The organism is Paenibacillus faecalis (genome assembly GCF_900289175.1).
GTDB lineage: Bacteria > Bacillota > Bacilli > Paenibacillales > Paenibacillaceae > Paenibacillus_AQ > Paenibacillus_AQ faecalis.
Genome location: NZ_LT985747.1, coordinates 2,026,746 through 2,049,687, shown reverse-complemented (window position 1 = coordinate 2,049,687; position 22,942 = coordinate 2,026,746). Strand labels below are relative to the sequence as shown.

The following is a 22,942-nucleotide window of genomic DNA, read 5'->3' as shown; positions in this document are numbered from 1 at the left end:
GCAGTTCACCCTCTTTCTTCATTTCCTGGTGTATTGATTGTCGGGCTGTTTCCGTTGAATGGGTTTATTTTCCCGCTTGATAAAGGATAAGATGCTGGTGGCAGCTCCTCGACCACATCTTCCATTTGTGGAACGTAAAAGGTAGAAATTGAAAGACTATAGGTATCAGACTCTTCCGTTATATTTAGCGTATCGACCTTTATAACGCGCTTTAAGTTCTCCAACCCAAGAATAAATTTCTCGAGATCTGCAAATGTTGGTGTTTTTACAGTCATCCCGAGTTCCACTTTATAAATCTCAGGTTCATCGCTTGCGTTATTAGGTGAAGGTGATGCTTCGGCTTCTTCTTCTGTCTCCTTGGAATTCAATGCTGTTGATTCATTCGTTGAATTCGCCTCTGTGCTCGAATTTACGGGCTCTAGACTCACCCCCGAAGCTTGAAATAGTTCTGTCAGCGTTGTTTGGGAGTAACTAACACCGATATTTTGAACAGTATTCAAAGATGATTTCTCTAGCGCCCTAATGTCGAGCAATAATTGATCAACAAGTGCTTGAACTGGAACCTTCTGTTGTAATGCTAGCGTATCTACTTTTACATTCTGTTGCTCTTCTAGCTGCTTCTGCAAGGTTTCGAACAATTTTGTATCCTGCGTCATTTGTTTTTCTATAGTTCTAACTTCTTTTTGCGTCGGGCTAACTTTATTCATGTAAAAGATCAACAACCCGGAAAGGACGATCAGACTTAACGCGGCTAAAGCAAGCACTTTCATATGTTTCGCGTTCAATTTCCATCAGCTCCTTTCGCACTCAAAAAAGCTTCTCTTTTCAATTGAACTGTATAATTTGCTTCATAGAGGATGGATTCTGTCCCTTTATTCTGTCTGGTAACAGAGCTAATCTCGATATACTGCACCCAATCCGATACTCTTAGCTGATGGAGGTATTGTGCTGTCTCTTCCATACTGCTGAAGGTTGCTGTCAGCGAAATGGCACCTGTATCTTGATAGGTATACGATTTAAAATAACCATTTTTCGGCAAAGCAGCCGTCATATCATTCAGAACCTTTACAGTTTGAATGGGCAGCTTTACAAGCGTATTTACAATTTCTTGATACTGTTCTGTCATGGATTGGAGAGAAGCTGTTAGAAGTTGCGCCGTTGCTTCATCAACCTGCTCCGCAATGATCTTGCTCTCCGACTGCTTCGCATCTTTTTCTTTCGATAACGATTGGTACTGATAGAATAGTATCCCCCCACCGATAAGCCCAATGGATAAAATAATTGCTAAAGCTAGTATAAAAAAAATGCTTCGCTGCTCTCGCTGCGGAAGTAAATTAATATCACTTAGCATTAGAAGTCCCCCTTTAAGGACAAACCAAGCGCCAAATAGTATTTGGGAGTAATTAATTCTGTAGATTGGGTATCGAATAACTCGTTGCGAAATAGCAGCGGAACCTTCCCGAACGCCTGCTGTAGGTCTTGAGCAATGCCTTTAAGATCCGGGTAATCCCCCGTAAGCAGAATGATTTCAATCTCGTCATCATGCTGCGTTAAAGTCCGATAAAAATTGATTATACGCTGAATTTCGCCCATCATCACATTAATTTCATATTTCAAATAGCTCTCATCACCGATCCATATTGGCTCCGATGCCCCATGTCTATCTATTTTCCGTTCCCAGTTCTCCATTGAGAGGTTCATTTTAAATTGGCGCAATAATAGCAACTTATGTTGACTGAGCACACTAATCGTAACGGTCTGTAAATCAAACTGAACCGAAAGGGTTGTCGATCCGTCAGAGATTGCATGATCCGATTCCCCATAGACTTTATGAAACAACCGATATATTGCCAATGAGGATACATCCGCAACAGTTGGTTTCAGATTGACACTTTTCATAATTTGGGTATACTCCGTTACCAGCTCCTCGGGAGCCGCAAATAACAATACTTCTTTTTTGTCTTCTTTCTGACCGAGAACGTCAATATCAAAGATCGGATTATCAAACGGCAAATGAATATTCGTTCCCAATTCCAGATATAGATGCCCTTTGATCTCGTCGTCCTGGATATCTATAGGAGTTTCGATTTTACGGACGATTACACGCGAATCGGGTACAAGAAATTGGACTTCCCGATTCTTCAATTTCCACTTGCGAACACAATCTCTTAGGATCGTCCGAAAGCGTTCAACATCCATAATTTTTCCATCTCGAATAACACCTGACGGCAAATAATGCTCTCCACAAGCAATAACGCCAGATAAATCTGGCTTTTTCGAATCGATATAACGAATGACATGATCCTTAATGACGAAACTAACCATCTTCCTTTTTGGAATGCTTCTTTTATTGCCTTTGATTGAGGCACGCAGTCCATTCGCTGGACGTTCCTTACGTGTTTGAGTTGCTTTTTCCCGTCTGCTAGCAATCATATTTTCTCCTCCACTAGATCAAAAAAAGGACTGATAATACCAATTAATAAACGCATCTCCCCACAAATAAGCGGTCATGGTTCCCAGTGCAATCGCTGGACCAAAAGGCATCGGCTGACCTCTGTGAACCTTGCCGAGGATCATTCCAACAACCCCTATCAGCGTTCCATAAAACGTAGAGAACAAGAATGCGAGCAGAACCCCCTTCCATCCCAAGGCTAACCCCAAGACAGCAAACAACTTAATGTCTCCACCGCCCATACCGTTTTTGCTGATGAGGGCAATCAATAATAACAAAGTGAAGCCACTCGCCGCTCCGGTAAACATATCCCACCAGGGATGGAGCGGAACAAAAAAGCGAAATAGAATAAATAGAATGGCAAACACGATCAATATCTTATTTGGAATCAACATATAACGTAGATCTGTAATCGTAATAATAATGAGAAGTGAAGCTAGGCTCCATGCTACGAGTAATTCAAGCGACCACCCCATAGACCACGGGATTACAGCAAATAGCAAAGCCGTTCCGATTTCAGTGATAATGTATAATGGGGAAATCTTCGTGCCACAACTTCTGCAGGTGCCTTTTAACCACAAATATGAAAAAAAAGGGATGAGTTCACTCGGACCTAATGTGTGTTGACAATTCGTACAATGGGAGCGAGGCCGAATAATCGACTCCCCTTGTGGTACCCGAAGTCCCACCACATTATAGAAGGAACCTAAAAATAAGCCCAAAACTGCTGCATAACTATAGTAGATACTGGTCATGAACATTTCCCCTTGATGAGAATAGCACTCCCCCCGAAGGGGGAGTGTTTTAGTTGTGAACGGATGAACGAGCGATCTCGGTTTCTGGGACGTAGTCGTCTACATCGGTGCCGTCGCCGCATCGATCATCTGAATCGCATTTCCAACGTGGGCATCCTTGCGGCTATTGTCAATGATTTCACCTATTGCTGGAATTGCGATGGCTGTAATGATGCCAAGAATGACACAAACAGCTAGCAATTCGCTTAGGGTAAGGCCATTTTCGTTTTTTAAATGAATTGTCTTCTTTTACTGAAACTTTTGAGTTGTTCATGGAGTATTCACTAGTACCTCCAAATTGCATCCTTATTTAACTAAACTTCTTTAACTAAACTTCGATCAACTTCATCCTCTTCAGTTAACACTATTCCTCTCATACCATTAGTAATGGTAACTTTATAGGTAAATTTTTTACCATCAGTTGTAGATACTTCCACATAAGAGTCTTCTTTATTATACTCTTTGTTATCTGGATCTTTGACTGTTTCTAAATACCCCTCATCTTCAAGCCATTTCATTGTTATTTGTTTAGATTTGTTATCAGTATCCGGTCTCATGCTACTATCCCCCGTCACAGCCAATTTTGCTGAATTAATCATCTGCACTGCATTTGCAACATGCGCATCTTTCTTACTATTGTCGATAATGCCCCCAATCGCCGGAATCGCAATGGCCGCGACAATCCCCAGAATTACTACAACTGCTAGTAACTCGATCAACGTTAACCCTTTCTCATTTTTTAATGTCTTTCTCATTGCATGAACCATTTGAATACCTCCCATTTTTTAAATAATCTATTATAGTGTTGCACTATAACCTATTTGACGTGGTTGAAAATATCGAACATCGGCACCATGATCGACAGCACGATGAACCCAACCATACCAGCAAGCAGGATGATCATAATTGGCTCGATTAGACCTTTCAAGGTATCTGCCGTTGCATCTACTTCCTTCTCATAGAAGTCGGATATTTTCTCCAGCATAAGGTCCAAGGAACCGGATTGTTCCCCAATCGCGATCATTTGTGTCACTAACGGTGGGAATATCCAATGCTGTTTCATCGGGTCGGATAGCGACTTCCCCCCTTCGAGTGATGTCCTTGACTCTTTTAACACGCGATTCATCACTTCATTCATTACGACCTTTTCCACAATGACGAGAGATTCAAGGATTGGAACGGAACTTTTAAATAAAGAACTCAAGGTTCTTGTCATCCGTGCGATGACCGATTTCTGTACTAATTTTCCAAAAACAGGAACCTTCAATATGGCATAGTCGAAATAATATTTACTGGATGGTTTTTGTAGGATTAGCATGATTCCGATCACGATGACAGCGAAGATTAGTAACATAAGCCACCAGAATGCCTGCACCCACTCACTAATCGCCAAGACGGTCTTCGTGATCGCTGGCAGCTCAGCGTCAAATTGCATAAACATCGATGCAAAAGTCGGGACGATGTTCGTTAATAGGAAGATCACAACCGCAATCGCGAAGATCGCAATCGCAATTGGATACGTTAAAGCAGATTTCACCTTTTGCCGGGTATAATGCTGTTTCTCAAAATAAACAGCAAGTCGATCCAGCGTCTCATCCAGATTACCGGTGGCTTCCCCAGCTTGTACCAAGTTGATAAACATCGGAGGGAAAATTTTCACATGATTTGCCGCAGCGATAGATAACGGCTTACCCGAGCGCAGCTCTTCTTCAACATTCATCAATGCTTTACGAAGTGCCTTGCTTTCGGTTTGTTGAGCCAATATTTTCGTTGCCTCAGCGACCGATACCCCCGCTATGATCAAAGTTGAAAATTGCCGCAAATAGATTACAAAATCTTGGGTTTTAACAGGGTTACCGATCGAAATCTCTTGATTGAACACCGTGGTCTCCACTTCAACAATGTCCGATACCGCAATCCCCTTCTCACGAAGAGCCATGACGGCATCTTTGCGGGCAGCACTCGTTATTTTTCCTTTACGAGTCTTGCCGGATCTATCGCGCCCAATGTACTCAAATTGCGCCATTAACTCATCTCCCTAAAGTAAGGTGCTGCTACCTCTCTCGTAATAATCCTCTTCTCTATGAGATCGTTCATCGACATTTCGAGTGTATGCATGCCGTAGGATTTCCCTGTCTGCATGAAGTTGTAGATTTGGTGCACTTTCTCATTTCGTATCAAATTCGCAATCGCATGGTTATTGATCAACAATTCTGTTGCGACATGTCTGCCGCGATTATCCATCGTTGGAAATAAGCGCTGTGACAATATACCAATTAAAACGGAGGCTAACTGAATCCGAATTTGCCCTTGCTGATTCGGTGGAAACACGTCGAGTATACGATCAATTGTCGCGGGTGCATTCGGTGTATGCAGTGTCCCTAGTACCAAGTGACCCGTCTCAGCGGCCGTGATCGCAATGGAGATCGTCTCCAAATCCCGAAGCTCTCCGACGAGAATGACATCTGGGTCCTGACGAAGCGCAGCGCGCAATCCATTCGCAAAACTATGTGAGTCATAGCCGATTTCTCGTTGGTTAATGACCGAGTAGCGGTTGCTGTGCAAATATTCAATCGGATCTTCTAACGTTATGATGTGTTTTCGCATTTTTCGGTTCATATCATTGAGCAGGGAGGCTAATGTTGTAGACTTTCCACTCCCCGTTGGTCCAGTTACTAAAATCAATCCTTGCGCCTTCGTAGACAGTTGACGCAATACTTCCGGTACATGCAAGTTTTCAAGCTCTGGAATTTCCGTCGGAATGAGCCGAAGTGCGATACCAACATTCGAACGTTGGTGATAGACATTGACACGGAAGCGAGTTAAATCTTTAATCCCGAAAGAAAAGTCCAACTCCCTCTTCTCCTGAAAAACATCCCATTGCTCTTTTGTCATTATACTTTTAGCCATTTTCACTGTATCTTCTTGAGTAAGCTTGTCCTCGCCATGTTGTTTCAGTTCACCATGAATTCGCACAATGGGGGGCACATCTACAGTTAAATGCAAGTCAGAGGCCTTACTCTCAAAGGCCATTCGTAATAAATGCTCCAATGAATCCAATGTCATCCCACCTCTATTCACTAATCGCGACACGCAGCACTTCTTCCGTGGTTGTATAACCTTCTTTCACCTTCATCAACCCATCATCCAAGAGAAAAATGGTCCCTTTGTTCACTGCAATTTGTCTGATCTCTTCCATCGATCGATTATTCATAATCATCCTTCTGATTTCATCATCAATAACTAGAATTTCATGGATGGCGATTCGTCCTTTATAACCTGTCATATTGCAGGCTCCACAGCCTTTGCCGCGAGCAATTGTATCCACCTGTAACCCGCGCTTTTCAAAAATCTCTTGTTCGCGATTCGTAGGCATATCGATTGTTTTGCATTCTTGGCATATCCGTCTGACAAGCCGCTGAGCAACTACGCCAGACAGTGATGCGGCTACGAGAAAAGGCTCTATTCCCATATCAATTAAGCGTGTAATCGTGCTGATCGCATCATTGGTATGAATTGTACTTAATACAAGATGACCTGTAAGTGAGGCGCGCACCGAAATTTCTGCAGTTTCTGTATCCCGAATCTCCCCTACCATTACGATGTTAGGATCTTGACGCAGGATGGATCGTAACCCTTTGGCAAATGTCATCCCTGTGTTTGCATTTACCTGTACTTGATTGACGCCCTCCAAGCGATACTCGACAGGATCTTCAACCGTAATAATATTCACATCGGGCGTGTTTAATTGGCTTAACGCTGAGTACAATGTCGACGATTTCCCTGACCCAGTCGGACCCGTAATAAGTACAATACCTGTTGGCTTGTCAATCAATTGAACGAAGCGCTCATAATTGGTAGGGTGAAAATTCATTCGCTTCAAATCAATCGCTGAACTGCCAAGATCCAAAATCCGCATAACCACCTTCTCACCGTAAACCGTAGGAAGGGTAGAAATACGCAGGTCCACCGCATTGCCATCCAAAATGATTTTGATCCTTCCATCCTGCGGGACACGAAATTCGGTAATGTTCAGATTAGCCATGATCTTGATGCGGGCTACGATCATACTTAACATGTTCTTAGGAAATTTCTGCTCCGTTCTCAATATCCCATCGACTCGATACCGAACTACAACCTCTGCTTCTCTAGGATCAATATGTATATCACTTGCCCGCTGTTGATAAGCAACCAGAATCATTTGATTAACCAGCTTCACAACAGGTGAATTCTCGTCGGTAACGGTATCTTCTTCATGATCTTTGGATTTCAGATCCATCCCGAGCAAATCGTCCATGTTATCTACTAAACTGTAATACTTATTGATAGATTTATAGATGTCTTCTTTGGTTGCGATAACGACTTCAATTTGGAATCCTGTCGATAATCGCAGATCGTCAATCGCGTAGAAATCCATCGGATCCGCCATGGCAACAAACAACTTATTATTTTCTTTTTTCAGCGGGATCAGCTTATTTCGTTCAGCCGTTTCTTTCGGCACTATGTTAAGCAGCTTCGTATCGATAGGATATTTATACAGACTCACGTAGGGGATACCTAGTTGGAATTCCAGCACCTCGATTAACCTTTGCTCGCTAATAAAGCCTAATTGCAACAAGGTTTCTCCTATTTTCTGATTCGCCTTCTTTTCTCGAAGGGCAGTCTCTAATTGTTCATTCGTGATGAGTTCTGCCTCGATAAGCAATTCTCCAAGTCTTTTGTGAGGTTTATTCATCCTTTATCACCTGCCTTCAAATTAATAGGGATGCCAAAAAAGTTTAAGTGCCTTCTTTGTAGGCCAGGGCATAAAATGCTGAAGTCCCCACGGTTGTAATCGTTTCTTTGTTTAATTCCATGTTGAGCAGGGATACTTCGGAATTCACTTCGAACCTCTGCTGATTCTTTTTGCTTATGATTTTGTAGGCGAGAATGGAGGAGCTTGTCTTGCCAAATTCAACACTATATGTAATCGGAGGATCCTTTAAGTTATCGGTTACGATCCTACGTGTCACATGAGAAGCTGAAACGGTATCATACACATGCTCTTCAATACTTCTCTCATTCGTGCAGATATAGTTAGTACCTGGTTCGAAACTTGATGGGCAAGCATTTAATAACTGAACTTCACTGGCAAAACGTAATTGCGACGTTATCACATGCGAGGCAATCCGTACTTCATCTTGAAGCTCGCTTTTCTCATTAGCTCGTTGATATGCATTTACACCGAAGTTGTAGGCGGAAAAAGCTAAAGATGCGACAATCATCAATAGCACAATCGATGCTAATAATTCAAATAGGGTTAGACCTTTCTGATTCAGCTTCCAGCTCTGCATTTTGGGCCCCCATTTCCGAACATGGTCCGTTAACACTATCAAGAACAGCATGTCCATTTTTTCTATATAATCGTCCAAAGAGAGACCGCATTGATCGGTGTATTACTTACACTTGATGTGTGAGGTTGTATGCATTTGTAGTTCTTCCCGTTATATCTCACCTGATCATTCAACGTATAATTAACTGAGGCCGCCCACTGCGGTGGGGTTGCAATAAATAGATCCAAATTACTTCCCGAGGCCCCCGTTATTTGCTTTTGCACCGTCTCACCGTGAATAGTGATCGGAACACCTGTGCCAGAAACCTTATTAATCGTCAAATTTCCATCGGTTCCACTCGTTGCTTGTTCAATATCTTTACGGGCCAGATGCATCGATTCGCTCCGATCCCCAAATTTCGTAATGGATTGAAAACCATGCGTGAAAAGACTAAAGGTAACCGTTGCCAAAATGGCGAGCAATACAAAAGAGATTAAGACTTCAATCAACGTAAACCCTTTATTTTGTCTTAATGCATTCAATCGATCCCCCCCTATACATAACTAGTTGCTCCACTTCACTTTCTTAAACTTACGTGTTTCTGAAATGAGATTTGCGATATTAGCGTCATAGTTGACTTCTGTAGCACCATTTAGACTAAGATTCTTCGTTACCATCGCACCTGTAATACTCGTAGATCCATTTGTCGCAGTATACTCGGCTTCTGGAGCATACAGAAGAACACCGTGCAGATTAAATGATCCGACAAAATCAATGGTATCGCTTACATACAGTATTACTTTTTTATTAGATAAGTTATAGATCGTAAAGGAAGAAGCTATATCTATAGTGTTTGCATAAATATTAATGATTCCATCTCCAGTACCTGAAATGTTAATAATGGCTGAAGACGGTTTAAATTGATCAAACACAATATAGAGATCTTTGTTGTTTGTTATTTCGATGTTGAAACTTACACTTTCTGCTGGACTAGGATCCTTATACCTTCCGCTTTTATTTATCTTTGCACCAACGGGTTCAATGGGCCAAGAATCTGTATTGTGAAACGGGATAATCGGTGGAAAGTTTTCTGTAGGATAACCCGATTGTGGAGGACCGCCTCCAGCAGGGAACTTTATTTTATTATTTGGATTAAGGGGTTCATGAATGATACCACCAGCAACAACACTCCCCCCATTATTAATTGTTGTTTGTGAAGTGCTGGTTATATTAATATTTTGCGAGGCAAAAATCGCATGATTCATAGAAACAATTGGTGCATCGGGTTCTAAGGTCAATGTGGCTTGATTTGTAACGTTCCCTACTTTGGCTGTTGATTTTACAATGATGGTGTATGGATTGAGAGGAGCGCCCGTTGTAACTTCAGCGCGAAAAGTACCTTGCCCAAGATAAATATCTTGATCTAAATAGTCGTGATTAAGAGTGGATATAGCTGTTGTTGTTAATGTGACTGGATTATAGTTCTCAATAATATACGACGCAATCGCATCGGCACCAGACTTCGCAATGTAGAACGCCTGCTCTTTTTTCTCCTGATAAACGGTTCGGGAAGCTTGGCTTACACTAACTCCAAGAAGGGTCATTCCTAATATGGATAAAGCTGTTACTAAGATGAGTACCATCGGGAGTGCAAATCCCCGTTCATTCTTAATCATCGTTCACCCTCATTCCAATATCTTATCCATACAATATTCTCCAATTTCACCGCAATTGTAGCAAACAAACGCGAAATGCGAAATCCGTAAACTTCCATTTTTGCTGAAAAATGTCGTTATAATAGGAACTTATCCCCATTTACGAAGGAATTATCCCCTCTTGGAGCGCAACAATAGACCTATGTACCGGGAAATTGGTCTTTTATGGTTACCAACAAGCCGTGGAGAAAAAACCTTTACTCGATATTTTTCGTCACCTAAAGCTATCTTTCAATTTCGCCAAGATGGATCTCCAATTCCCTCAATAAATTTAAAATTTGTATTGTTTCGTTCTAGAACCAATTGTTGAACTAATATGTATGGGATGTAGGAACAAAACTAAATTCCCACAAACTTGATTCATCACATAATGACAGTAAGGAGGAATTAATTTTGGAACAACGTACGATTAGCCCAAAAGTTCAAGCTTTTTTACAAGGTACAAAGAAGCTGTACATTAATGGTGAATGGGTAGAATCAATGAAGCAAAATGTATTTCAATCCATCAATCCTGCAACAGGTGCTGTACTTGCAGATGTATATGAAGCGCAAGAGGAAGACGTAGATCGAGCCGTAAAAGCCGCAAGAGAAGCGTTTGATCATGGCGAGTGGTCTCGTATGAAACCCGCCGATCGCAGTCGGCTAATTTACAAGCTTGCAGATTTGATTGAGGAGCATAAACAAGAGCTCGCTGAGCTGGAGACGTTGGATAATGGAAAACCGATTCGTGAGACATCCGCTGCTGATATTCCGTTAACAATTGAACATTTCCGGTATTATGCAGGCTGGGCAACTAAAATAAGCGGTCAAACGATACCGGTAAGCAATGAGTTTTTTACGTATACAAGACATGAACCCGTTGGCGTGGCAGGACAAATTATCCCTTGGAACTTCCCGCTCCTGATGGCCGCCTGGAAATTAGGAGCCGCGCTTGCTACAGGCTGTACCGTTGTGCTGAAGCCTGCCGAGCAAACGCCGTTGTCAGTACTTTATTTGGCTCAGTTAGCGCATGAGGCCGGATTTCCAAAAGGCGTAATTAACATCATTCCTGGATTTGGGGAAACAGCAGGAGCTCCGCTCGTAAGCCATCCACAGGTAGATAAAATAGCATTTACAGGTTCGACCTCTGTTGGCAAAATGATTATGAAAGAAGCAGCAAACCATGTAAAAAAAGTAACGCTTGAACTGGGTGGAAAGTCCCCGAATATTATTTTCCCGGACGCGGATTTGAGCAAAGCCGTCCCAGGCGCTTTGAATGGTATACTGTTCAATCAAGGTCAGGTATGTTCTGCCGGTTCCCGGTTGTTCGTACAGAAAAAAATGTATGATAACGTAGTTTCTGATCTTGTCTCTGCCGCACGGAAAATCAAATTAGGGTCAGGACTGGACATGAAAACGGAGATGGGACCTCTCGTTTCATCGGATCAACATTCTACGGTTCAACGTTATATTGATCAAGGACGAACGGAAGGAGCAGAATTGCTTACGGGCGGGAGAGTCCCTTATGAACAGGGTTATTTCATAGAGCCGACGATATTTGCTAATGTAAACCCGTCGATGACGATTGCTCGTGAAGAAATATTCGGTCCGGTCGTAGCCGCAATGCCGTATGATACGATCGATGACTTGGTTGAGCAGGCGAACCAATCCGATTATGGACTGGCGGCAGGCGTATGGACGCAAGATTTAAAGCGCGCCCATGAAGTAGCCGCCAAGCTGAAAGCAGGAACGGTATGGGTCAACTGCTATAATGTATTCGATGCTGCGGCTCCGTTCGGAGGCTATAAGCAATCCGGTCTTGGCCGTGAAATGGGCTCCTATGCCTTGGACAATTATACCGAAGTGAAGACTGTGTGGATCAATTTGAATTGAAGATTAATGAACATCATATAAAATAACATGCAAAAAAGGCTCTCCGCCAATGGGTGAGCCTTTTTTGCAGGAAGCATTCTTAAGACAAGTCGAAGCGTCGAATATCGATAAAGGAGAGGTTGAGTGTATGAGAAAAAAATTAACTGTGACAGCGGTCATCTGTTCGCTGACCATGGCTGTTCCTGCCGTTTTCCCTTCGAACTTTGCTGCAGCTTCGCCGTCCACTTCGCCAGTAACATCAACAGCGGTATCCAACCCAACTGCAAAAGCTGAATTAGCACAAGATCTAGCGGTATTTGGAAAAGATCTGAACGGACTCCCCCTTACTGCGAATTCGTATAATGGCGGCGTTGTTCCGATTGACAGCAATGCATTTGCGGTCATGGCCGATAAAAAATCTACATCCCTTATGGCTGCAAGCCGTTATGGAAAGGGCCGCGTGGTCGCTACTGGCGCAGAAAGTTTTTTTAATTTCAAAGAAGCGGATGCACCGCAAAGTGCGGCTCGGGTTGCACGGAATACGCTAATGTGGTTAACGGAGGATTTGAGCATCAGTTATGAGAAAGCGCTTGCTGGTGAGGGACGTATCTCCATTCTGAGCAAAAGCAAAGATTTCTCTGCACGAGCTGATCTGCCCATCGATATAACACGTGTTGATTCCTGGTCTGATAAAGATACGGCTGGGAAGCCTCTACTGGACCCGGCCAAGTATCCGGTTGCACATATTGACTATGCCTATGTAACAGAGGACGAAGCAGACCTTCTGTTCGACTATGTGAAAAAAGGCGGCCGTCTCGCCGTTGCACTCAAAGGTTGGGTTTTGGAACAATATCCTGACCGTGCCGTTGGCCTGGATTCCGCTTCCCTGAGCAGCGATTATCCGCTGCAGCAGCTGCTGAACAAGCTCGGGCTCTCGTTGATGAACAATATGGCCACTCAGTGGAACGGCACCGCACCTGTGCTGACACCTGAAGAATCCGCCAACTATAGTTTAGATCATCTGCTCTCTACCGCTCAGGCTATTGAAGCTGGGACCTTGTCTATCGAAAAAGCTGCCGTCGGGTTTGCCGATTCCACTTCGGAAGAAAAGCAATCGATACTGACATCTTCCCTCGTTGCATCTCTTGGTCCGATGACTCCGAATTCGCCGCTTTATCAGCAGGTACTGAAGGATTCCAATAAACTGTCAGACATCACGCTGCCATTTGACGATTTTGCCAAGCCTTACAGTGCCGCCCTCCTGCCTCTTCTACTCGAACGTATATTGCAAGATCCAAACGGGACGAAGTCGCCGTTTGCCGATGCCTTTCCCGGCTCTGTACCCGAAAGCGCCCAGCCTGTTGTAAATCAGAAGATCGATGTGAATTTCGATTTCTCTACATTCAGCTCCCTCCGCCAGCTTTATACACCTAAAGGATGGGTGAGTACCGGTCTCTATGCAGATCCGGGCAAAACCATTACCGTGAATGTCCCAGAAGGAGTTACGGATCTGGATGTACAAATTGGTACCCATACCGATAATTTGAGCAGCCTTGGGATGAAGGAGTGGTTACGGGCTCCTGTCGTTGTCAAAAGGGAAACGCTGAAGCCTGGAATCAACAAGATTACTAGCCCATATGGTGGTCTTCTCTATCTGATTCCGACGAAATCCACGCCTTCGAAAACAGCTACGGTGACGATTGACGGTGGGTATCAGGCTCCTTACTTTGTGCTCGGAAAGACCAGTTTGAATGAATGGAAAAATACGATTCGGAACTACCCGGCGCCTTGGGCAGAGCTTCAATCTGATCGAATGATCATGACCGTGCCGAGCAGCTTCATTAAAAGCCTTGACAATCCGGATGAAGTGCTGGAAAAGTGGGATGAGATGTTTGAGCAATTCGACCAGATCGTCGGCTTGAAACCGGATGCTAAAGAGCCACATAAAAGCGTCAATCTGCCGTTTCGCTTCGTAGGCGACAAGCAAATCAGTGCAGGCTTTATGCATGCGGGTTATCCGATCATGTTCTTCAGTGAATTTTCGGCCAAGGACGCGGTAACTGTTGAAGGGATTACTAGACTGGCCGGCTGGGGATGGTGGCATGAGACCGGTCATGAATATCAGCAGACCCCTTGGACTTGGGGAGCGATCACCGAAGCGACGGTCAACTTGTTCTCCTTACATGCTCAGGATCATTTCAAGAATTCATCCCGTCTCCTGCTGAAGCGAAGTGATGGCACAACGGTTTATGATAAAGCGTTTGCCTATCTAAATAAGCCGGATGCCGGTAAAGACTTCAACAGCGACCAGATTGATGTATGGTCACGGCTTGTTATGTTCCGCCAGCTGCAGATGGCTTACGGCTGGGATTTCTACAGTGAGCTATTTGCAGACGTGAGAGAATTGCCTGAGTCGGAACTTCCTAAAAACGAACAAGGCGAGATGGATTTGTTTGTCACCAAAGCTGTAGAGATTTCCGGTAATAATCTGCTGGAGTTTTTTAATAAATGGGGTCTAAAATACTCCGATACCGCTAAACGCAAAGTCGAGGCGATGAACCTGCCTAAACCAGAACAAGAGCTGTGGAAGTTGAAGGAAACCAGCTTAATCACAGGTCCGGAAACTACAAAAGCAGCCGTGCAGGATACGGTTACAATCCCTTTTGAACTATCCAGGGAAGCGAGTAATTTGAGTGTTCAGATTAACCAAACCAAAATTGACGGTGTTATTAACGGCCATACCATCACACTGAATCCATCCAAGCTTGGCCTTGCCGCAGGCGAGCACCGCGTATACCTGACCGCAACGGATACAAGTGGTGTCACAGAAACAGCTACTTTTACATTGAACTTAAAGTAAATTAGGCGAAGACGGCTTACGATGAATCTTTATTAAAAAGAAGGGCCGGCGACGGCCCTCCCATTCCCCTATGAATTAGGGAGAATTTTATAAGAATGTTCATTCCATACCATACAGTAAGAAATCACACCATTTACAATACAGTTAAAATCCGGGGGCCGTCCTCTGTAATGGCAACCGTATGTTCATATTGAACACAAATGGAATGATCAATTGTCCGTGCAGTCCACCCGTCATCTTCAATATAGGCCCCCCAACTGCCTAATGTCAGCATCGGCTCAATGGCAAGAACCATGCCTTTTTTCAAGCGAACGCCCTTGCCTTTTATGCCGTAATGGGGAACCTCAGGCTCCTCCCACAGCTCCCTTCCTATACCATGACCTGTGAAATCTTTTACGTTACCATAACCGAGTTGCTCTGCGTAGCTATCTATCACAAAACCAATATCGCCTATCCGATTACCAATTACTGCTTGCTCTATGCCGAGGAATAAGCTTTGATGACAAGCTTTCATTAAATCGTCAATTTCCTGAGAGACGTTACCTACAGCGTAGGTCCAGCCAGAATCACCGTGAAAACCTTGATAAAAAGCTCCAATATCAATGGTAATAACATCACCGTCAATCAGCGGTACCGAATCGGGAAATCCGTGACATATGACATCATTTTTGGCCGCACAGATTGACGCTGTAAAACCGTGATGCCCTTTAAAGCTGGGAACGGCACCTTTCGAACGTATTTTTTCCTCAACCAATCGGTCCATCTCTAAGGTTGTGATCCCTGGCTTGACAATTTCGCTCAGCATAGCATGGCATTCTGCAACGATCCGGCCTGCTTCCCTCATAATTTCGATTTCTTCATTGGATTTCAAAATAATCATACGTTCTCCTCTCTTCTTTTCTCTGACTATCCTCATCCTTATTAAATAGTTGTAGCTAGTACGGCTTTTAGAACTGAAAAATTCACCAAGACCACTTGCAGAAATGAGCGAATCTGCCTCCTTGAATGACGGCATTGGTCGAATGATTTATTTTTTGTCCCAATTTGTATGTGCCTGCTAGTAAATGTCCTGAATAAGGAAAGGTAGTACTTGGAACGGTTGCTATTGATGGATTTGAAGCTATGCTTTCATCTACATAAATACGATTGATCCGACCGTCAGAACCATACATAACGACTGTACCCGGAGTCGGCTCAGGAAGATCATAACCAAAGTCAGTCACGGGTAAATCCTTAACTGATTGTTCTACAGATTTAAAAAATGCGTCTTCAGCAGCTATTTCTTCATCATTTGCTACTTTTTCCTCTACCTGTGATAAGCGTATGGAGCTTTGGGTATCACCGGCATGGTCTTTGGCACTTGTATCATATGTTATAATCGGTTCTTGCTGTGCATCATAAGTCAAAATTACCCCAGGTTCAAAAGTGGTTGGTATTTTATACTTAATGGATTCTAAATCAATTTGTGTTTCTTGTGACACACGACTGTTTAGTTGAAGATCTCCATCAGCATTTGCCATTACGGCATTGGATGATAGTAATATAGCAGTAGCGAGACTTATAGTAACCCATTTCAACCTTTTTTTGGACAATTTCATTTTACTTGCCTCCTAAATTTATAAGTAATTAAGACGATTTTAGATTTTGTTATGAACCATTTAAGGCAGAAAAGTTTCGTTTCTCAATTCTTTTATAGAGGATGGACATGCACAGATTCGCTGACAAAAAAATACACCGCTGATTGTCGCGGTGTATTGAATCTTTCAATCTCTCTATTCTAATCTAAAATAGACTTTCCAGTTCATCAATAAGTGAACCTACATAAGCTGCAGCGCTGCGAATCGGGTCAGGCTTTGACATATCCACACCAGCCAGTTTCATCAGCTCAAGCGGACTCAGAGAGCCTCCGGCTTTTAACACTTCCAACCAGCGATCAACGGCCGGCTGACCTTCTTCTCTAATAAGCTGAGCTACAGCCGTAGAAGCCGTAAGCCCGGCTGCATAGGTATAAGGGTATAAAGTCATATAGTAATGAGGTTGACGCATCCAGGTTAACTTCGCATCCTCATCGATAACGACGTCCGCTCCCCAAAAGGAAGACAGGACATCTCCTTTCAATTCACACAACTTTACAGCTGTAATCGGTTCATTCTTCATGGCAAGATCGTAGACTCGGCGCTGAAGTTCTCCTTCAAGCAAATGGGTTACAAAGTTATGATAGTAGGTGCCCAGCAACTGAGCGATCACCCACCGGCGCATTCTTGGTTCATTGGAACGAGCAAGCAGATGATCTGCAAGCAGAAGCTCGTTCATCGTTGAAGGCGCTTCAATGAAATATAGAGAAGGTCTTGCGTTGGTTAATCGCTGATATTTATCCGCGAGCATAAGATGACCGGCATGCCCTACTTCATGGGCGAGTGTAAATGCTCCTCTCATGCTATCGGTCCAGCTGATCAAAATATAGGAATGAACTCCGGGAATTGACAAGCAGAACGCACCTGTTCTTTTGCCTGCATTCGTCGCATAATCCACCCAGCGGTTGTCAAAAGCATCCGAAACGATCTTCCCGTACTCCGGTCCAAAGATACTCAATGCTTCCCGAATCAAATCCCCTGCTTCCTGAAAAGAAATGCTAGGATTAAAATCAGGATCAAGCGGAGCTTTCAGATCCGCAAACGTCATCTTGTCTAATTGAAGAACTCGTTTCTTGAGTGCGGCATATTTCCGCATATGAGGGGCAAGTTCTTTTTGCAAAATATTCAAGATATTATGATACATTTCTGCGGTGACCTGCTGCGGCATTAAAAGCATATCGGTAACCGTGTCATATCCGCGTAGGCGCGATTCAATGACTTGTCTCTTCACTTCGGTACCATAAGTTTCCGCAAATGTATTGCGGTACTGGTACAATGTGCTGCTGAAATCTTTAAATGAATTGCGGCGCAGATCGGTATCCGGGGACTCAACATATTTGTTCTCATAAAGTGCAAAAGAAAGCGGCATCTCTTCCCCGCGGCCGTTCTTGGTAGACGGAAATGTCATATCTGCCAACTTGCTGCGCTCATAAATGCGGTAAGGCGCTCCCAAAATTTCACTAAAGGAAGCAAGCACCTTCTCCGTCTCTGCTGACAGTCGGTGTGGTCTGGTTTGCAATAGCAATCGGAGACTTCGCCCAAACGATTCAAGATCCGGTTGATCTTTGAAGTATTGGTCAATTGCTCCATCAGGAAGTGCAATAATTTCGGAGTTGATAAACGATAGAGCCGAGTTAACCAGAGATCTAAGGTCTCGCGCTTTGGCAGCATTCATCTGGTTTTCCGGATTGATGCTGTCACCGGATTGATGCAGATGAGCATAAGCTGCTGCACGTTGAAGTCTGCCAATCAGCTCTTCCTTTGCCAGAAGGCAGGCTAACAGCATATCTGCCCCCTCTCCCAATCTTCCTTCATACTTCGTGACAGTGGAGATGTCCTTTTGAATAGCGACTAATTCTGTCTCCCACGCCTCTCTGGTCTCAAAAATATCCTTCAAATTCCATGTTGTTTCCGTATCCACTTCTGCCCGGGCTAAAACTTTCGCCATACGCTATACACCTCTCCCATTTTATGTATCGAGTGAACCAGTAAATCCCATTGTACCATAGATTTTTTGCCTGCCCCATTTAAAAATATGATTTGAGTGCAGAGGTAACATCCCCGTCAGTTTACCGTTGACGCCAAAGTACACTCTTAATCTGATTTATACAAGCCTCATTCGTTATAGGTGTTCTAAAAGTAAAACATTTATAATTATATATTATGACCGAATATTAGAGCTAAAACATATAATTATGATGTAATATATAAAATAAACGATTATATATTACACATTAATTATTATTTGTGATATACTTTATCTCGAAAAAAGAAACCACATTACCTTAAAGGAGGAAATCGAAAATGGCATTACCAGTTGCCGTCAACGGCATGGGGCGAATCGGTCGGCTCGTATTTCGGCGAGCTATGGAAGAATCGGATTCACCTTTTCGCATCCAGGCAGTAAATACTCTTTATCCAGCTTCCACTATCGCGCATCTGCTCAAATATGATTCCATTCACGGAAAATGGAACGCAGATATTTCCTCGGAAGGTAACGTGCTCATTATTAACGATACTCACATTCCGGTATTGGCAGAAGCCGATCCAGCAAATCTGCCGTGGTCACGGCTTGGCATTCATACCGTCATCGATGCGACCGGCAAGTTCACAGATCGACCTGGTGCTTCCAAACATATAGAAGCCGGTGCTGAAAAAGTAATCGTTACCGCTCCAGGCAAGCAGCTTGATCTTACAGTCGTGATGGGCGTCAATGAATGGATGTATAACGAAGCCGAGCACCAGCTTGTCTCAGCGGCGTCATGCACGACAAATTGTCTGGCGCCGGTGCTCTACATTCTTGATCAATCTTTCGGTATCGTCTCCGGCTGGATGACGACGATTCACTCTTATACAAACGATCAAAAGCATCTTGATAATCCCCATCAAGATTTGCGGCGGGCCCGGGCTTGTACCCAATCGATCGTGCCAACGTCGACCGGAGTTGGCAAAGCCCTTGCCTCCATATTACCGAACCTGGCCTCGTCCGTTCAGGGAATATCCGTGCGTGTACCTACGCCAGATGTGTCGCTCGTTGACTTGACGGCGGAAGTGAAGGAGCCAGTAACTGCGGATGACGTACGCTTTGCATTTCTTCATGCTATTCGCAGTGGACTTGATCGATATGTGGAATGGTGCGATGATCCGCTCGTCTCTACGGACTTCATTGGCCATGATAAGTCCGCAGTTATAGACGGTCTGTCGCTGATGGCGAATGATCGTCATATCAAACTGCTCGCATGGTATGACAATGAGTGGGCCTATGCGGCCCGGGTCGTTGATCTTACACGTCATATGACGCAGGAAGGGGTGAAAGGATCATGGCAAACAGCCGCGGTTCGTTAATGCTTGGCGTCATTTTATGTGATCAGTGCGATAAAGTTCTGGAAGAAGTCGATACGGAAAAAGTGATCATCTACTATAATCGGTGCGACGAATGCGCCGCCAGCATCAAATTCGATGAGTCAGGGGTGAAGGGAAATGAAATCGAATTGGATTAGTCATTTTCGGCACGGTGATGCCAGCATGAAGGAACTGCTTGGCGGCAAGGGCGCGAATCTGGCAGAGATGACAAAAATCGGACTGCCAGTGCCACCTGGATTCACGATTACGACAGATGCCTGCCGCTCCTACTACTCGTTGGGACGACTGCCGGACAGTTTGATGGATGATACGCGCGCTGCGCTGCAAGCGGTTGAACTGGCACGCGGATTGCGATTTGGCGACGCCAGTGCCCCTCTGCTCATTTCCGTCCGCTCCGGCTCTGTTCATTCCATGCCTGGCATGATGGATACGATTTTAAACCTTGGATTAAACGACGAAACGGTTCAGGGGCTGGCCGCCGCTACAGGTGACGAAAGCTTTGCCTACGATTGCTACCGGCGTCTCATTCACATGTTCGGAAACGTCGTATTCGGTATTGATTCCGCGGAATTCGAAACCATTCTGGATAAAGCAAGAACTGGTTGCGGAGCTTCGACCGATCAGGAAATGACAACAGACAGTTTGCGGGATCTCGTTGAGCATTATAAGCAGTGTGTAGCAGAAAAGGCTGACGTCCCTTTTCCTCAGGACGTATATGTTCAACTGCAACTGGCAATTGAAGCGGTATTTCGCAGTTGGAACAATCACCGAGCACAGGTATATCGCAAGCTTCACCATATTCCCGACGACTGGGGCACCGCAGCCAACATCCAATCAATGGTGTTCGGCAATTACGGCGCGGATAGCGGTACAGGCGTGGTCTTTACCCGCCACCCATCTACAGGAGCACGCGAACTGTTCGGTGAATATTTGACCAATGCTCAAGGTGAGGATGTCGTTGCGGGCACACGAACGCCTCAGCCCATCGCCCGTCTGTCCGAAGAAATGCCTCACGTGTATGCGCAACTGACGCAGGCCGCGAAGCAGCTGGAGCACCATTATTGCGACATGCAGGACATTGAATTCACCGTTGAGCGCGGCAAGCTGTTCATTTTGCAAACGCGTTCAGGCAAACGCACGGCGCAAGCCGCCGTCGCTATCGCCGTCAGTCTTGTCAAGGAGGGGCTCCTCTCTCCGCAAGAAGCTTTGCTGCGCACAGACGTCGCACAGCTGGAGCATTTATTGCACCCATCGATTGCGACGGATGCTGCTGTGGACGTTGTCGGCTCTGGCCTGCCTGCTTCGCCGGGCGCGGCCTCCGGCCACATCGTGCTTGATGCCGATGAGGCCGAACGATTGAGCGCTGCTGGCGAGCGCGTCATTCTCGTCCGGCCGGAGACCACACCGGAAGATATACACGGTGTGCTTGCGGCCGAAGGCGTCTTGACAAGCCGGGGCGGCATGACGAGTCACGCGGCCGTCGTCGCTCGCAGTATGGGGAAGCCGTGCGTGTCAGGCTGTGATGACGTTCGTATTGATCTGGAACAAAAGCGCGTTTATATCGGGGAGCGGGTCTTCTCTGAAGGCGATCTGTTGTCCATCGATGGCTCGACAGGTCGGGTCATTGCCGGTGCTGTTCCTCTCGACGATGCGGATATATCACCTGAGTTTCTGCAGCTGCTGGATTGGGCCGACCGGGAACGCGAACTGCGTGTCTACGTGAATGCGGATACGCCGGAGGACGCCATGAAAGCACGCGCGCTTGGGGCTGAGGGCCTTGGCCTGTGTCGAACGGAGCATATGTTTATGGCCATGCACCGGCTCCAGATTGTGCAGGACATGATTCTGGCCGAAACCATGGAGGAGCGTCAAAAGTCGCTAGCCAAGCTTCTGCCGATGCAGCAAAGCGATTTCGAAGGCATTTTCAAAGCGATGGATGGCTTAACGGTGACGATTCGCCTGCTGGACCCGCCGCTCCATGAATTTATGCCCCATCTAGAGGAGCTTGTCGTGCAGCATACTGAGCTTACGGCCAAAAATACGGGAACGCCGGAAGATCGGCAAACATTGGAGCGCCTGATCCGCAAGGTGCGAAAATTACATGAAACGAATCCGATGCTTGGACAGCGCGGATGCCGATTAGGTATTTTGTTCCCGGAAATTTATGAAATGCAAGTGGAGGCCTTATTTCTGGCGGCTCGTCAAATGTTGCGCAAAGGCGTCCGCGTTCAGCCGGACATTATGGTTCCCCTCGTTGGTCATGCCGAAGAACTGAGCGTACTTCGCGATCTTATCGAGCGCACGGCTGAACGGGTGCTCGGCCCCGATCGTCGAAACTGCGCCTACCGTATCGGCACGATGATTGAAGTACCGCGTGCTGCACTTACAGCTGACAAGATCGCAGAACATGCCGATTTCTTCTCGTTCGGCACGAACGATCTGACGCAGATGACGCTTGGCTATAGCCGTGACGATGCGGAAGGCAAGTTCCTCCCCTATTACGTTGACCGCCGTTTGTTGGCTAACAATCCGTTTCAAGTGCTGGATACGTCCGGTGTCGGTCAGTTGATTGAGCTTGCGGTGAAACGTGGCCTCTCCTCCAATCCGCAGTTGACAACCGGCATCTGCGGTGAGCATGGCGGAGAGCGTGACTCCATCTACTTTTGCCATGAAACGGGTCTGGATTACGTCAGTTGTTCAACCTATCGTATCCCGCTTGCTCGTATCGCCGCCGCCCAAGCGAAACTGCTCCTTGGCAGCCGAAGCAATGCCCAGCATTCGGTATCGATGTAATATGAAAAACATGACTAGTTGTTTACTTCCATGAATGATGTGGTAAAATAACGCAAGACGGCTGTTTGCCGTCTTCTTTCATCATTTTTGAAAGGGTTGGGTGAGGGGCTACGATGGAAAGAAGGTATTGTATTGGTCCGCCACAAGAAAAAGACGCAAGCGCAGGCG

Annotated in this window: 19 protein-coding genes and 1 pseudogene; 5 read left to right on the top strand and 15 right to left on the bottom strand. The window is 45.1% G+C overall.

Annotated elements, in window-relative coordinates; genetic code table 11:
- Positions 1–5: 5 nt before the first annotated feature.
- The 12 genes and pseudogenes from C8268_RS09760 to C8268_RS09705 all read right to left on the bottom strand — a co-directional run bounded on the left by C8268_RS09760 (position 6) and on the right by C8268_RS09705 (position 10,234).
- Positions 6–785 (bottom strand): hypothetical protein, encoded by a 780-nt coding sequence (locus C8268_RS09760; protein WP_106767484.1) that lies wholly within the window; start codon positions 783–785, stop codon positions 6–8.
- Positions 782–1,351: a PilN domain-containing protein gene (locus tag C8268_RS09755; protein WP_106767483.1), complete on the bottom strand. Its 570-nt coding sequence runs from the start codon at positions 1,349–1,351 to the stop codon at positions 782–784. The genes C8268_RS09760 and C8268_RS09755 overlap by 4 nt, the downstream gene beginning before the upstream one ends.
- The gene (gene pilM / locus C8268_RS09750) at positions 1,351–2,433 is read right to left on the bottom strand and encodes a type IV pilus biogenesis protein PilM (RefSeq protein WP_106767482.1); all 1,083 of its coding nucleotides are present in this window, start codon (positions 2,431–2,433) and stop codon (positions 1,351–1,353) included. The genes C8268_RS09755 and pilM overlap by 1 nt, the downstream gene beginning before the upstream one ends.
- An 18-nt stretch (positions 2,434–2,451) precedes the next feature.
- Complete coding sequence (locus tag C8268_RS09745) at positions 2,452–3,207, bottom strand: prepilin peptidase (protein ID WP_106767481.1); 756 nt, start codon at positions 3,205–3,207, stop codon at positions 2,452–2,454.
- A 114-nt stretch (positions 3,208–3,321) separates the two neighbouring features.
- Positions 3,322–3,486, bottom strand: a pseudogene (locus tag C8268_RS09740) (prepilin-type N-terminal cleavage/methylation domain-containing protein); the annotation flags it as partial.
- Between the two features lie 74 nt (positions 3,487–3,560).
- Complete coding sequence (locus C8268_RS09735; RefSeq protein WP_234032734.1) at positions 3,561–4,013, bottom strand: prepilin-type N-terminal cleavage/methylation domain-containing protein; 453 nt, start codon at positions 4,011–4,013, stop codon at positions 3,561–3,563.
- A gap of 50 nt (positions 4,014–4,063) precedes the next feature.
- Positions 4,064–5,272, bottom strand: coding sequence for a type II secretion system F family protein (locus C8268_RS09730; RefSeq protein WP_106767480.1), 1,209 nt, complete (start codon positions 5,270–5,272; stop codon positions 4,064–4,066).
- Positions 5,272–6,306, bottom strand: a complete 1,035-nt coding sequence (locus tag C8268_RS09725) for a type IV pilus twitching motility protein PilT (protein WP_420094239.1) — start codon at positions 6,304–6,306, stop codon at positions 5,272–5,274. The genes C8268_RS09730 and C8268_RS09725 overlap by 1 nt, the downstream gene beginning before the upstream one ends.
- A gap of 13 nt (positions 6,307–6,319) precedes the next feature.
- Positions 6,320–7,981: a GspE/PulE family protein gene (locus C8268_RS09720; protein WP_106767478.1), complete on the bottom strand. Its 1,662-nt coding sequence runs from the start codon at positions 7,979–7,981 to the stop codon at positions 6,320–6,322.
- 43 nt (positions 7,982–8,024) lie between these two features.
- Positions 8,025–8,579 (bottom strand): PilW family protein, encoded by a 555-nt coding sequence (locus tag C8268_RS09715; protein ID WP_158702706.1) that lies wholly within the window; start codon positions 8,577–8,579, stop codon positions 8,025–8,027.
- Positions 8,580–8,641: 62 nt separating this feature from the next.
- Positions 8,642–9,100 carry a carbohydrate-binding protein gene (locus tag C8268_RS09710; RefSeq protein WP_106767476.1) on the bottom strand — a complete coding sequence of 153 codons (459 nt, stop codon included), beginning with the start codon at positions 9,098–9,100 and terminating at the stop codon, positions 8,642–8,644.
- A gap of 21 nt (positions 9,101–9,121) precedes the next feature.
- The gene (locus C8268_RS09705; RefSeq protein ID WP_106767475.1) at positions 9,122–10,234 is read right to left on the bottom strand and encodes a pilus assembly PilX N-terminal domain-containing protein; all 1,113 of its coding nucleotides are present in this window, start codon (positions 10,232–10,234) and stop codon (positions 9,122–9,124) included.
- Between the two features lie 519 nt (positions 10,235–10,753).
- Between C8268_RS09705 and C8268_RS09700 the strand changes: the two genes are divergently transcribed.
- The gene (locus tag C8268_RS09700; RefSeq protein ID WP_420094275.1) at positions 10,754–12,145 is read left to right on the top strand and encodes an aldehyde dehydrogenase family protein; all 1,392 of its coding nucleotides are present in this window, start codon (positions 10,754–10,756) and stop codon (positions 12,143–12,145) included.
- 127 nt (positions 12,146–12,272) lie between these two features.
- Positions 12,273–14,984 carry a M60 family metallopeptidase gene (locus C8268_RS09695; RefSeq protein WP_106769900.1) on the top strand — a complete coding sequence of 904 codons (2,712 nt, stop codon included), beginning with the start codon at positions 12,273–12,275 and terminating at the stop codon, positions 14,982–14,984.
- A gap of 133 nt (positions 14,985–15,117) precedes the next feature.
- Here the strand turns inward: C8268_RS09695 and map are convergent, their stop codons facing one another.
- The 3 genes from map to pepF form a co-directional block, all read right to left on the bottom strand.
- Positions 15,118–15,864, bottom strand: a complete 747-nt coding sequence (gene map, locus C8268_RS09690; RefSeq protein WP_106767473.1) for a type I methionyl aminopeptidase — start codon at positions 15,862–15,864, stop codon at positions 15,118–15,120.
- Positions 15,865–15,946: 82 nt separating this feature from the next.
- Entirely contained in the window at positions 15,947–16,582 is a 636-nt protein-coding gene (locus C8268_RS09685; protein ID WP_106767472.1) for a hypothetical protein, read from the bottom strand.
- Between the two features lie 184 nt (positions 16,583–16,766).
- Positions 16,767–18,566, bottom strand: a complete 1,800-nt coding sequence (gene pepF, locus C8268_RS09680) for an oligoendopeptidase F (protein WP_106767471.1) — start codon at positions 18,564–18,566, stop codon at positions 16,767–16,769.
- Positions 18,567–18,922: 356 nt separating this feature from the next.
- Here pepF and gap point away from each other — a divergent pair, with 356 nt between their 5' ends.
- The 3 genes from gap to ppdK are packed head-to-tail and all read left to right on the top strand — an operon-like array spanning position 18,923 to position 22,774.
- Positions 18,923–19,963 (top strand): type I glyceraldehyde-3-phosphate dehydrogenase, encoded by a 1,041-nt coding sequence (gap, locus tag C8268_RS09675; RefSeq protein ID WP_106767470.1) that lies wholly within the window; start codon positions 18,923–18,925, stop codon positions 19,961–19,963.
- Entirely contained in the window at positions 19,939–20,118 is a 180-nt protein-coding gene (locus C8268_RS09670; protein WP_234032732.1) for a GapA-binding peptide SR1P, read from the top strand. Before gap ends, C8268_RS09670 begins: the two co-directional genes overlap by 25 nt.
- A complete protein-coding gene (ppdK, locus tag C8268_RS09665; RefSeq protein WP_106767469.1) occupies positions 20,099–22,774 on the top strand; it encodes a pyruvate, phosphate dikinase in 2,676 nt (891 codons plus the stop codon). Before C8268_RS09670 ends, ppdK begins: the two co-directional genes overlap by 20 nt.
- Positions 22,775–22,942 lie beyond the last annotated feature (168 nt).